The organism is Nonomuraea montanisoli (genome assembly GCF_013363975.1).
GTDB lineage: Bacteria > Actinomycetota > Actinomycetes > Streptosporangiales > Streptosporangiaceae > Nonomuraea > Nonomuraea montanisoli.
Window position 1 is genome coordinate 538,764 of the sequence record NZ_JABWGN010000007.1, and the last position, 12,257, is coordinate 551,020.

Below are 12,257 nucleotides of genomic sequence, written 5' to 3' on the forward strand. Positions count from 1 at the left end.
GATCATCTTTCATCCGGAACGGACATGAGCTGATCGAACGCACTGACCGGGGGTTGCCACGCCGCCGCACAGATGCAGCCCTTACGATCGCCACGGCGTGGCTGGCCGACGTAGTTGCTGGGGGCGATCGAAGGTCCAGGGCTTCGTTCCTCAGCCCCGGCCCACCGAACGATGTGGTTGGCGTGCCCGTTGCGTGCCCGATGGAGCGGGGGGAACGGCGGGGAGTCACGGGGAACGCCACCCGTATGCTGAACTGCGTCTTCGCAGGTCGAGCAAGATCGGCATGCGTCTTTGCAAGCAGGACGTCAGGAGTTTTGTCGGCGCGACATGCAAGACGTTACCGAGGCAAATGTCCTCATTCTTCCCGGTCTTCGAGGGTGTAGGGATTGACCCTAAGCCCTCCGAGTCGTGATGTCAGGAACTCGGCCCCGCATGTCGGGCATCCCGACTCGTAGGAGTGTTGGTGCTGCTGCCCCTCGAGTGCCTGAGGCGTGAGCTCGGGGTAGAGCACCTCGTGCTGTGCCCCGCAGGCGAAACAGCGATGAAGCCTGTTGTCGGCGAGCTGTACCCCTCGCAGATCGTCAACAGTCCACGCGCCGGCCTCAGTCGCAGCGCTGCGCGGTACGACGCCACACGGCCACACCGCGATACATCCTGTCGTCAACTCCAGCCGATCGATCCGCAAGGCGGCTGCGCGATATGAGCCCTCGTCGGCCAGCCATGCTGGGATGGGATGCACATAAGGTGGGAGCGCATCGTGGCGCTCGTAGACCGTGATGTGAAAACCATGATCTAAATGGACAGTCTGCACAACTGGTCACGGTACTCGCAGGCGTGGTTGGCCAGGATGCTCAGCGAAGGATCTATGACACGAGCAGCCTTCAAGATCCGGAATATGTCCGGAACGGGCTGACGCCGCACGACTTTGTTGTACCGCTCAGTCGCAGGCCAGAGCACTTTGGGACGTCAGAAGCGCGACGCCCTGTAAAACCGTCGGCTCAGCCTACGCAAGTTCGAACCTTGCACCTGCCACCAGCAGTAGCAGCAGGTCAGAGGCCCTTCGGGGCCTCTTCTGCGTTTCAGGGGTGTGCAGCCGGATGCCGCCGTGAGCGGGCGGTTGTCGCTGGTCCACCAATATGCGTGCAATGATCTTGAGTGCGTCCCCGCAGGTCGGCGGCCCGATTCGGCCAATACGCGGCCAAGAGAAAGAGCCCCGGTGGTGGGCCGGGGCTCTGGGTGTGGTGAGTACTCGGTCATGCGGCGAGGGCGTCGCCGATCCGCTCGTTGGCGATCTCCTGCTGGCCGTCGATGCACTTGGCGTAGACGCGCAGGAGGACGTCCACGCCATGCCCCGCACGCTCGGCCACATCCGGCTCCGGGACGCCCGCGTTGAGCCCCAGGGACACGGCCGTGTGCCGCAGGTCGTACGGCCGCTTGGCGAGCGGCGAGGCCACCTGAGCCGGAGTGAAGGCCAGGAGCCGAGCCTGTTGCCAGACCTCGGTGTAGGCCGTCGAGGCGATCACCCCGTCTCGCTCACTCCGGAAGAGCCGGTCGTCCTTGGCCGTGCCGAACTCGTCGATGTGCTGGCGGAGGATCTTCACCAGGTCCGGCGGGATGGGCACCACTCGGACGTCGGCGCGGCCCCGGTGCTTGAGGCCGCGTTCCTCGTGGGCGTCTCCGCTGTCGGTCCAGTGGGTGTTGACCTCGGGACGGGACACGTCGATCGTGAGCCGTCCCCAGCCGAACGCGGGCAGATGGCAGTCCACGCCGCCCGTTCGCGGCCACACGCTGCGCGTGCGGCCTGGGGGCCGTTCTCGCGCGCGCCCGCGAACGGGCCGCGTCAGTGCGTGAGACCCTGAATCGTGTTCACGGCACCATCCCGCGCGCAGGTCGAAGCACAGCTCGACGGCATCCTCAACGGCTCCGTGACCCGTGACCAAGCCGATCGATGGGCTGCCCAATGGATCTGCGCGGACGACCCAGCCATAGACGACGACCTCGTGTGGTGGGCGTTGTCACATCTTCACGGCATCGACCTACGCGCCGGCCCTGATGACGATTACCTACACAGCGATGAGCAGGTAGCCGAATGGCTGGCAGAATTTCGGAGTCGCAGCGGAAGCAATGCCCCCGGCGGGGGCGCTCCAGCTCCGGGATGATCGCGATGCTCCGGCGCGGCCCAATGGTGGCTGAGGTGGGAGCCTGATCCTCCCGTCCCCCATCGATCCGGGACAAGCCGAGCAGGCGGGTCGACGGCAGACGGGATGATCAGGACGCGGAGGTGTGCGCGGCGCGCAAGGAAAGCCAGATCACCGGCTGATCGTCGTGTAATTGGCGTGCAACAAGACAGAGTGACGAGAGATCAACCACGGTCACTCATGACCGGCTGCATGCCCAGGTCAGCAGCTCCATGAGGCATGATCCATGCGTTCCCCAAGCTGACAGCGTGGGTTCGGCTGCCAGGCAGGTGACTGGTTGGCACCGTTCGCTCATGGCAGGTTGACTGCGCTGAGGACTTCGCCGATAGCCACTCGGCGCCGGCCCTCATAGAACTCCAAGTGCTCGCCGACTTGTAGCACGGCAGAGGGAAGACTGAGCAGGAACATCAGGGCCTTGCCTGTCTCTCCCGGCTTTATGCCTCGATCGCTGCGAGGGTAGAGCCGACTGTCCCAATGGATCATGTCACCCGAAGCTAGACGTTGCCCGATCCACAGTTGGGGACGGTAGCCGTGCACGATTCGTCCCTGGCGTCCTCCCTCTTCTGTCTTTACGAGAGTCAACCGCACTTCGAAGTGCGGCTCGCCGCTCGTGAGCATCTCCCGCAGGAGACGTCTCTGATCACCCTGGAAGTCATCCATCTTGCTCATATCGTGGATATAGGCGCTCGGAACGCAGTGCAATATGCGTGCAATGATCATGCTACTGGGAGCGGCTCGGCAGCCGAGCAACGCGGGTCAGACGCTATACGGACCTAGAAGCGGTCACGAGCTGTAAAGCCGCCGAAAGGCCGTGTCGCCATGTAACCGCCTCGTCTTACGGTGCTCACCTGGCGATGCGGTTCCTCTGCTCAGAACTCCAGTAGTTTGCTTCCGAGCCGTTCGAGAAAGGATGGCAAAGGAACATGTGCCGGGCGGATGCTATAGCCGGGAAATCCCGCCCACGCGAGAGACAGGCGCAGGTACTCAACGAGCGAAACTGGTTCTGTCACCCATACGCCCTCAAGCTGGGGATCGGGGTTCGCAGTCGGGAGATGGACGCACTGGTCTGCCCCGCTGAAGTTCTCCTTGGCTGCCCTGTCGGGCGCGATGCTGAACGCGAAGCCGTATGCGTGAAAGCTGCACGGTTCATCCTCCTCCGGATCCGTACAGGCGCATCCCAGGCTGAGGTCGCCCACCCGTGAGCTGAGTTCGTTCCAGAGCATCTGGCCCGAGTGGAGGACCAGAGGGTCGGGGCCGACATGGCAGGTCCTATGTGGAGGCGTGTGGTAGCGGACATGCGGCAGCAGCGAGCCGCCGTCTCCGCACAAGTCGACTGAACCGATGACTGCCAGACAGGCTCGCACGGCTATGGGGAGGGGCCCGACAACCGTTTCGGCCCTTATGATCGCTTCGAGGTCATCCCCCGTGGGGGTCCGCCGGACCGTGTCAGGATGAGCGAAGGCGTAGTTCGCAGATGAAAGGCGGTCGACCAGCACATCGAGGTTCGCCGCAACCCGCTGCATGGTCTCACGTGCCACCTCGTCGGCATCCTCCCGGAGGTTCTCTGGCACGCCGGCCGCCCCGTAGGCGCGCATGTCGTCCCACACGGCAACGTACTCGCCCGACCGGTATCGGCTAGTCCAAGATGCCACGGTGCTGATGTTAGATCAGCCACTGAGAGGCAGACACAGGGTGCACTTTCCTTATCCGCAGGTTCCCGAGGCCGATCAGTGGCTGGCTCTAACCCCCCGGGATACACGCGGGATGATCTTCCTTGGTAGAGGAAGGTGAGAGCCGTACTACGAGGTCAGATGCCTGATGCAGTCAGGTAGGTCAACCTGCTGTGAAACCGTCGGCTCAGTCTACGCAAGTTCGAACCTTGCACCTGCCACACCAGCGGAAAGAAGCCCGTCATCAGTGGAAACGCGGTGACGGGCTTCTCGCGTTGACTGCCCGTGAGTACCCCCGATTACCCCTGGTTTCCCGTAGCATCTGGCCCCGGTCTGCTCGGGCTTGTCCTGGGCGATGGCGACGGGAAGATCAGGCCCCACCTCGGCCACTGACTGCCCCGTGTTGGTCGCGATCGCCCGGAGCCTGAGGCCCCGCCGGAGGCTTGCTTGATGGGCGCTCCGTGATGAAGGGAAGCGACCTGGTCAGCACATCGCCAGGGAAACACATTGATCGCTAGTATCGCGGTTGATGCTGACAATTCCGGTTGCGGCCTCGTCGACCAGAACGCGCATGGCCTGGCTCGATGCCCTGCGCGGTATCGCCGCCATGATGGTGGTCGCTGAGCATGCCTTCAAGTTCCTGCTCCCCGAGGCGCGATCGCCGGTCAAGGCGGTCTTCGAGCCCGGTTGGTACGGCGTCTTGGTGTTCTTCCTTGTCAGCGGATACATCGTGCCCGCGTCGCTGGAGCGGACCGGCAGCATCAGGGCCTTTTGGATCTCCCGATTATTCCGGCTGTATCCCCTGTTCGGGGTGTGTGTGGCGGGTGTGCTGCTGCTGATGATGGCGGGCTGGGAGGCGCACATCTGGTGGCATGTACGCCCCGTCTCCATGGCGGTGGGCCACCTGACGATGCTGCAGAACCTCCTGCACGTGCCGAATTTGGTCAACGTCCTGTGGACGCTCTCGTACGAGATGGGCTTCTACCTGCTGGTCACCGCGATGTTCACCCTCGGCCTGCACCGTGGGAGCGCTGCGAGTTCGCTCGGATTCGCTGCGGCGGCCATGGTGGGTGTGGGCACGCTGCCGGTGGCACTGCTGTCGACAGGCGGGTCGGATCGCATGCTTGCTGTCGTCCTGGTGGTCACCGCGTTGGTGGGGGCGGGCCTGGTGGCGGTCCTTGTGGGCTCAGGTCCGGTACGGCGGGCAGGCGCGATCGTCATCGGGGTTACCGTGCTGGGCCTGCTGGCAGTCAACCAGACCTTTCCCCAACCTAGTCAGGGGCTGCTGATCCTGGCCACCATGTTCGCCGGCACAGCGCTGTATCGAGCCGAGCAGGGCCAGATCTCCTGGAAGCAGGCCGGATGGGTGGCGCTGGTGCCACTGATCGGGATCTGGCTGGCACACGGCGAGTTCGGCCTCCAAACAGCGATCGCCACCGCCTGGATCACCTTTGCCACGGGGCTGGCGCTGCGACACCGCAAGGTGCCGCAGCCTCTGGTCTGGCTGGGACTGATCAGCTACTCGATCTACATGCTGCATCCCCTGCTCCTGGAGGGCGTCGAACGATTCTGGCCCGACCCGCTGGCTGTGCCACTGGGCCTGCGATTCATGGCGCTGGCAGGGCTCCTCGGACTGCTGATCGGACTCAGCTCGTTGAGCTGGCGCTTTGTGGAAGCTCCTGCGCAGCGGCTGGGGAAGCGGCTCATCGCACGAACTCGACGACGAACGGTTCAGCCGGAATAGGGCACGCTCCGCAGCGGCCGGCGACGGCGCGGGCTGCTACGTGCGGCGGTGTGGTGCTTGGTCGGCGGGTTCGGGGTGTACGGCGGGGCCGGCAAGGTGATCGCGGCGTCATCGGCGGACCGGCGGGCACTCTGGCCACCACCGCCATCACGGCTGCATCCGCTTCCTCGACCGGCGCGCGGCCGATCAAGCACGCTCCCTTCCCTTGCCCGCCCGGCAATGCGGATGGGCCCTGGGGCCGGAACTACGCGTCCTTCTCGTCCCGCCAGCCGCCGGGTTCGGGATGGTAGCCGTAAGCGGCGGCCCGCACCGTGTTCTCGTCCTCCAGTCCGGAGCCGATCGCGCCGCCGACGGTGGCCAGCGAGCTGATGATCCAGGCCAGGATCAGGTAGTCGGTGAACGCGACCGGCCGCTGCAGGCTCTGTTCCAGTATGGATGTGTCGATCAGCAGCGCCGCGGCGAGTATCGTTCCGGCGAACAGCACCAGATAGGACACCGCGGCGGCCAGGGTGAGGGTGAGAATCGTGCCCAGGTTGAACAGCCGGGCCAGCTCAGCCGGTGTCTCCCGGTCCGGTTTCTCCCACAGGTCGTGCGCGACGATCAGCCAGGCCACCAGCGCGGTCAGCCCGAGAAGCATGATCACAGTGAGGCGGAGTCCGCCGAGCGCATCGCCCATCTGCCAGATGGTGTTGGTGGTGAGCGCGAACGCGGCCGCGCCGAAGGCGCCGACCAGCAGTTTGGACAGGCCCAGCAGCGCGCGCCCCGGGCGGTTGGCCCGGACCATTCCGGTCAGCAGCCGCACCCGGCCGATCAGCCGCGAGGCGACGTAGCCCAGTTCCCCGGCATCAACCTCGCCGACCACCCGGTGAATGGCGGCAATCCGGCCGGCCAGCTCAGCCGGTGCCCAGCCGGCCGCCGGTACCCGCTCCTCGGAAGCGTCAGCGAGTAGCCGGCCCACGAGATCAGGAACGGCTGAGCGGACCGCTCGCAGCTGGCGCAGCCCGAGCGCGGGCAAGGACACCGCCGCGACTCGCCGCCGGGCGGACGCATGCGCGACCAGCGGCACCCGCTCGGTGTGCAGCGGCAGGTCGGTCAGGCAGATCGCGACGTCCCACCTGGCGTCGGCACGCCGGCGGGCAAGATCGTCGAGCAGCGCCTCAACACCGCCGTCGCGGCGCGGAGCCACGTCACCCCAGCCCTCCCGGACGGTCCACCGCACGTCCGGGTCCACCCGCTCGGCGAGCCGGTCGGCCAGCTCGGCGCTGAGCCGCGCAACCACCTGCGCCGGGTAGTCCGGCGGGGTCGCCACGAGCCCGACGACGATCTCCGGCCGATGCTGTTCGCTGGTGGCCATGGGTGCTCCTCGCCGGTAGCCGGGCGAAGTCCCGGGGCTTACTACCCGAGGTCGCGCGCCACATGCGCCCTTGTGTCGGGTCATGCTCGTACGGCCGTCAAGCAGCCGGCCATGCGCCTCGACGTTACTGCCGAGCCGCGACCGCCTCGACGTGGACGGGCTGCCGAGCCGCGACGGCTGGTGGAAGACCTCAGGCGTCATGGCGCCGAGACAGGCACGGTGACGCTGGCCACCCGCGAGCCGGTTCGCTTCCTCGAACAGCGCCCACTGGGCACGGACCTGCACTTCTGGTTCAAGGTCACCGCCCGACCCCCTGCTTGCCCGCCTGTTCACCACCCTGCTCACCGGCTCCGTCCTGGACGAGAGCATCTATCGCCAGACGCTGCGTGAGAGACGCGTCGACCGGCGCCCGATGTTCACGCGCCTCGACGGCGAGGGGTGGTGTGGGCCGACGGCAACCGCGAGCATGTCGAAGCCTCCAACAGCCTGCGAGGCGTGGACCGTGACGCTCGCTCCCTGGTCGGCAAGCTCAAGAGCCGCCTGGGCGCGCGTCGCGTCCGGGCGGGCGTGTAGCGATGGACGGCTCACCCATGATGAGGCTCGGCCTGGTCGTGCTGCTGTGGCCACCATTCTGACGATCCGAACCAACCTCACGGTGGCGAGACCTCACGCCACCGCCCCTGGCGCACTCGAAGCCTTCGCAACATGAGCTCTAATGGCGACAGGATTCACCGCCATGGCGGACGCTCATGCAAGTCGAGGCACGTCTGCCGGTGTTGCGTACATCCTTGATCGATATGGATGCGGCGATCGGCCACTGTGGGTGCTCTGGGGTGGTCATGAACTCGGATGAAACAATTGGCGACGCGGCGGTTCGTGGAGTGGCGGGCAAGCGGCTACGCCCCCGGAAAGTTGGAGGTCGCAAAGGCGCATCCAGAGAACAGGGACGTTGCAGTGAAGCGCCGCGCGGACATCCTCCGCTACAAGAACGCCACCGATGAATTCTGGAGTTGCGGACCGGCTGCATGTTTGGACCAGTCAATGAAGACAACTCTCGTCGGCCGACGCCGCCAGGCGGGGGAGAGGATAAGGCGGGGTGTCATGCGGGGCCGGAAAGCGATCGTGACTGCTCTCAGCATCTCTCTTGTTGTCGGGGGATGCGCAAAAAAGCCCGAGGATGTCCAGCCCGGTGCGCTTGAAGAAGTGCGTAAGATCGGTGCCATCGTGTGGGAAGAGCGTCAAGAAGGCATGATGGGGAATGAGCCTGTCGTGACCCATTCCTTCGTGATCGACGTCGGCGGTGACACCGAGGAGGAGTCGCTGAAGAAGGTGACAGCGTCCCTGCGTGGCCATAGTTGGAACATTTCCACAGACGACTCGCCCATCAATGTCTTCATGGAATCGTCCAAATGGAAATACGCTCACCTTGCTGTGAGCATATTCAGTCGCTCGGAGAACAGTGACCGACCTGAGGTCAGGGAGGCGATGAAAAGGAAAGACGTCAAACCTGGGGCGCTCGTGAGCGTGGCCGCGTACCAGGGCTCATGAGAGCCTTTCGCCCTTCGGTGAACTCATAGTTCTGCAGGGTCGCGATTGTGTTGCGGAGCGGTCCGGACTTGTGGGCAGCATCGTAGTTTGCGGAGAATGCGCCAGCTTTTGAGCTGGGCGTGGCCCTCTGGACTGGACCGTGCAGCCCGGGGTGTGAGTGATGGGTCTGTCTCTATCGAAGCGACGGCACCTGACCTGAGGATCGGCTCTGATCGTCGTGCCGTTAGCCCTCACGCCTAGGTCAGCCGCCCTATGAGGCGTGATCCATACGCTTCCCAGGCTGACAGTGGCACCGCTGATGCCCTCTCCTCGGAGAGACTCAACCATGACGTCGCGTCTACCCGTGGAAATGCTCACTCAGGGCAGATTTTGCCTCCTCACCGTTCAGCCACTCCATGCGCAGGCGGCCCTGGCGCCCGTCGAAGTATCCACTCTCAAGTTCGGCCAGCTCCTGATCGAGCTCTTCGGGGGTCATGGCGAAGCTGATCGTGTCCTCGTGCTCCCACGAGCCGTCTTCCTTCCGGGTGGCCACGTGCCAGTGGGGTAGTTCGCGGCCGTTGACCAAGCGGCGTCTCCAGAACAGTCCCTTCACCTCACCCCACCGCTCAACCGTGATGTGGAGGAAGCCCATCGGCTTGCCATCCTTGGTAAGGCGAGCGACTCGGCCGCGGTATGCATCAAGTCGGTGATCCACCGGGTCCTTGTCGCCTTCGATCTTCACCGCGGGCTCCTCCAAGAGTTCACTCCATGCCCGAGAAGGTCATCGATGCCTCCAGGCCGGTGCTTGTCAATCGCAATCTCTGGTCACAGCAGTCGATCGCTGTCAACTCATGCGATCCTTCCACTGAGTTCGAGCCCATACGAGTCAAGGTCGACCGCGAGTGCATACGGGCGACCCGGAAAGGTCTTGGGAGTCCACCTGAAGATCGTTTGGGTGCCTACGGATCAGAAGGCCATGCTGTACCGCGCATAGCGATCGCCAGGCGGAGTGAACTCCATGCCGTTCTCATCAAGCGCATTGTGGACTGTCACTTGGCCGTTCGGAAAGCCGAAGCCCAAGGACACGATGGTCCCCTCCACAAGATCCCTGTTCTTCCACATCAGCAGCTCTACTGCCGAACAAGGCCGGCCGACAAGTGCCGTGAGGTCATCCAGTACGTCGTCTCGCCACGCGAGGCGAAAGTCCGGCCAGTCTGGCGGCAGCGCCGGATCTATGGTGTTCCAGGTGATGGAGAGCTCGTCGAACTTTTAGTGGTTGATCTCGACCTGCTCGCCCTCGAAGTCCAAGAGGACCGGGCAGTCGGCGAACCACTTGTCCTCGTCAAGGTCCCACACGAGCAGCGCTCGGGTCAGTCGCCGGCCGACAAGGCGGCCCAGTCTCGCCCCATGAGTGGTACTGATCGCCGACCGTCCGCTCAACCATTCCGGCCTGTATCCGGGGATTCCGAAGTCGAACATTCATTGATTGTGCCCGGTGTCGTCGCCGGCTCCCTGGGGGAGTCGGCCTCCGCCCAGCCCGCGAGAGCATCAGTCGCAGGGCGAGACAGCGTTGCCGACGAAGTCTTGAAATGCTGCCAACAGCTCACCGAGGTTCAGAGGCCCACACGCTCCTCCGAAGTGGATCCCATCGCTCCAGGCGTGTACCCAGTCGTCCTCGGTGCGTTCCACCACTCTGCGGTCCAGTAAGGCCCCTGCAAGAGGCGTGTTGACGAGGTCGACCTCCAGGCGCCATCCCGGATTGTCCAAGGTGTCGATTGTCACGCCGTAACCGTGCTCCCAGTCGTCATCGCAGCAGGAGGCGTACCAAGACTGAAGGAAAACGAGTGCATCTGTGATCATGTGGTGAGTTTGTCAGCCGTGCTCGTTGCGTGGCCGACGGGGTGGGAAACGAGTGGGGACTCGCGGGGAACGCGATCAGTGCCAGGAGCTGCGTCTTCACAGAACGAGCATGATCGTCATACGTCTTTGCGAACAGGACGTCGGGAGTTCTGTCGGCGACATGCAAGACGTTGCCGAGTCCCATGTCCTCATCTTTCCCGGTCTTCGCGGGTGCAGAGATTGACCCTGAGCCCTCCGAGTCGTGTTTGGTGCTCCTCCTTCGAGCGCCTGAGGCGTGAGCGCCCCTCGCAGATCGTCAACAGTCCACGCGCCGGCCTCAGCCGCAGCGCTGGGCGGTACGACGCCACACGGCCACACCGCGATACATCCTGTTGTCGACTCCAGCCGATCGATCCGCGAGGCGGCTGCACGATAGGCGCTCGTAGACCGTGATGTGAAACCTTCGGGCAGGTCGACGGCAGACGGGATGATCAGTTGGGCGGGGTGCGCGCGTCGCGCGAGAACCATCCAGGTCACGGGCTGATCGCCGGGCCATTGGAGGACCGGCCTTCCGTCCAGCGCAGTGCCCTAACGGGCCGTGATCGGTGCAGGTCCCGAACCGAGAGTGGCTACTCGGTAGCCTGGCCCCGTGACGATCAGCGGAGGGAAGATCGGGGTCTTTGCCATCTGTGTCGGACTCCTGCTACCAGTTGCCAGTTGCATGGCGACCGGTGGCACCTATCTGCCCTATCAGGACCCGACGCCGGAGATGCTGAGTGAGCATGCCGAGGCCGTCGCCCGTGCGGACTTGATGACCCTCCGTGCGATGGCGGCCGGCGCCCTGCTGGTCCTGACGGGTGTCGCTCTTCTTGCTTACAAGGCAGTACGGCGACGTCGGGCTGAACGACGAACAATACAGAGCGATCAAGGCTGACTCTGGCCCTTGGCCCGCTTCCCCGCCGGATGGGACGATGGCGACGGACGATCAAGTGGGGGTACCGTGATGGCCATCACGGGGCGCAGGCGCGCTCTCTATCCGCCGGGAGCTGAAGAAGCTCTCGCTCGGGTGGTCCATCGCGCCTTTCTTGAAATCCGCAGCATGGTCCGATTTCGTGATCCGCTCTGGTTGGAGGACGCCGCCACATCGCCTAAGGCGAAGGAGTGTCTCCACAAGATTCACATGCTGTCCGACCTCGGCGACCAGCTTCCAGGATGCCTGGCCAGCATGGTTCGACGACCGACATCGCGCCGGAACATCTCGCAGGTTCTGACCTACACCTGGAGAACTGCCGGACCGGAGAAGCGTCAGTGGCTCCGGGCGACTTTTCGAGAAGTTGGCTACGACCATCGTCACCTCTTTCCCGATCAGGGAGACAACGACAAGTACGACCAGGCGAGCGTGTTCGGTGCGCGCATCCGAAAGGCATTCCGGCCGGCGGCAGAGGCGGCGCTGACTGCGCAGGGGTACGACAAGGGGGCCTGGGACGAGGACCTGTGGCACATGCTTGCAGAGATCAGCAGCCCACAAGGGCTGCGACCCCATGTGATCTTCACCTTCGTGGCCCGCTCCAGGCTGGCCCGATGGCGAGGAAGGTCACCGTTGCATGTGGCTGTAGACGTCGAGACGAATCACGCTGTGGTGCTTGGTCGAGAGGCTGGGATCACTCAAGACGATCTCGTCTCACTCTGAACACGTCGAAGCTCTTGGAATTAAGATCCCCCATGCTTGATCCGCGGGTTCGGCGTGCACTCTTGGAGACGCCTGAGATCCGGTCTTCTGCCTGAAGGTGCCACCGGCCTAGCGCCTGTGCGGAGTTCGGATCTTAGGCTGGTCGGAGGCTTCGGATCCATAAGACGGCTCCGCGTAGGTGCAGGCCGGCCAGATAGCTGTCGGGCGTCTTGTCGAACCGGAAGGCTAGCCCACG

Annotated in this window: 11 protein-coding genes; 4 read left to right on the top strand and 7 right to left on the bottom strand. The window is 64.3% G+C overall.

The annotated features are described in order from the left end of the window. Nucleotides 1-1,253: 1,253 nt before the first annotated feature. From HTZ77_RS20860 to HTZ77_RS20870, 3 genes are all read right to left on the bottom strand, one after another. Nucleotides 1,254-1,787, bottom strand: coding sequence for a site-specific integrase (locus HTZ77_RS20860; RefSeq protein ID WP_235994881.1), 534 nt, complete (start codon nucleotides 1,785-1,787; stop codon nucleotides 1,254-1,256). A 702-nt stretch (nucleotides 1,788-2,489) separates the two neighbouring features. After that, entirely contained in the window at nucleotides 2,490-2,867 is a 378-nt protein-coding gene (locus HTZ77_RS20865; RefSeq protein ID WP_175591283.1) for an EF-Tu C-terminal domain-related protein, read from the bottom strand. A gap of 200 nt (nucleotides 2,868-3,067) precedes the next feature. Continuing rightward, entirely contained in the window at nucleotides 3,068-3,850 is a 783-nt protein-coding gene (locus HTZ77_RS20870; protein ID WP_175591284.1) for an alanyl-tRNA editing protein, read from the bottom strand. Between the two features lie 547 nt (nucleotides 3,851-4,397). Here HTZ77_RS20870 and HTZ77_RS20875 point away from each other — a divergent pair. Further along, complete coding sequence (locus tag HTZ77_RS20875; protein WP_175591285.1) at nucleotides 4,398-5,612, top strand: acyltransferase family protein; 1,215 nt, start codon at nucleotides 4,398-4,400, stop codon at nucleotides 5,610-5,612. Between the two features lie 244 nt (nucleotides 5,613-5,856). Here the strand turns inward: HTZ77_RS20875 and HTZ77_RS20880 are convergent, their stop codons facing one another. Next, nucleotides 5,857-6,966: a DUF2267 domain-containing protein gene (locus HTZ77_RS20880; protein WP_175591286.1), complete on the bottom strand. Its 1,110-nt coding sequence runs from the start codon at nucleotides 6,964-6,966 to the stop codon at nucleotides 5,857-5,859. An 849-nt stretch (nucleotides 6,967-7,815) separates the two neighbouring features. On the opposite strand from HTZ77_RS20880, the gene HTZ77_RS20885 reads away from it, so the two are divergent. Then, nucleotides 7,816-8,514, top strand: coding sequence for a hypothetical protein (locus HTZ77_RS20885; RefSeq protein ID WP_175591287.1), 699 nt, complete (start codon nucleotides 7,816-7,818; stop codon nucleotides 8,512-8,514). 337 nt (nucleotides 8,515-8,851) lie between these two features. Here the strand turns inward: HTZ77_RS20885 and HTZ77_RS20890 are convergent, their stop codons facing one another. From HTZ77_RS20890 to HTZ77_RS20900, 3 genes are all read right to left on the bottom strand, one after another. Next, entirely contained in the window at nucleotides 8,852-9,235 is a 384-nt protein-coding gene (locus HTZ77_RS20890; RefSeq protein ID WP_175591288.1) for a hypothetical protein, read from the bottom strand. A 527-nt stretch (nucleotides 9,236-9,762) separates the two neighbouring features. After that, entirely contained in the window at nucleotides 9,763-9,972 is a 210-nt protein-coding gene (locus tag HTZ77_RS45345; RefSeq protein ID WP_205302879.1) for a hypothetical protein, read from the bottom strand. A 69-nt stretch (nucleotides 9,973-10,041) separates the two neighbouring features. Next, nucleotides 10,042-10,353, bottom strand: coding sequence for an immunity 53 family protein (locus HTZ77_RS20900; protein ID WP_175591289.1), 312 nt, complete (start codon nucleotides 10,351-10,353; stop codon nucleotides 10,042-10,044). A gap of 628 nt (nucleotides 10,354-10,981) precedes the next feature. On the opposite strand from HTZ77_RS20900, the gene HTZ77_RS20905 reads away from it, so the two are divergent. After that, a complete protein-coding gene (locus HTZ77_RS20905; protein ID WP_175591290.1) occupies nucleotides 10,982-11,266 on the top strand; it encodes a hypothetical protein in 285 nt (94 codons plus the stop codon). 66 nt (nucleotides 11,267-11,332) lie between these two features. Then, nucleotides 11,333-12,022 (top strand): hypothetical protein, encoded by a 690-nt coding sequence (locus HTZ77_RS20910; RefSeq protein WP_175591291.1) that lies wholly within the window; start codon nucleotides 11,333-11,335, stop codon nucleotides 12,020-12,022. Nucleotides 12,023-12,257: the final 235 nt, after the last annotated feature.

What these genes read in the sequence shown, in the direction of transcription:
- HTZ77_RS45345 (WP_205302879.1), bottom strand. Translation starts at nt 9,972, where the DNA reads ATGTTCGACTTCGGAATCCCCGGATACAGGCCGGAATGGTTGAGCGGA.
- HTZ77_RS20875 (WP_175591285.1), top strand. Translation starts at nt 4,398, where the DNA reads ATGCTGACAATTCCGGTTGCGGCCTCGTCGACCAGAACGCGCATGGCC.
- HTZ77_RS20900 (WP_175591289.1), bottom strand. Translation starts at nt 10,353, where the DNA reads ATGATCACAGATGCACTCGTTTTCCTTCAGTCTTGGTACGCCTCCTGC.
- HTZ77_RS20880 (WP_175591286.1), bottom strand. Translation starts at nt 6,966, where the DNA reads ATGGCCACCAGCGAACAGCATCGGCCGGAGATCGTCGTCGGGCTCGTG.
- HTZ77_RS20865 (WP_175591283.1), bottom strand. Translation starts at nt 2,867, where the DNA reads ATGAGCAAGATGGATGACTTCCAGGGTGATCAGAGACGTCTCCTGCGG.
- HTZ77_RS20885 (WP_175591287.1), top strand. Translation starts at nt 7,816, where the DNA reads ATGAAACAATTGGCGACGCGGCGGTTCGTGGAGTGGCGGGCAAGCGGC.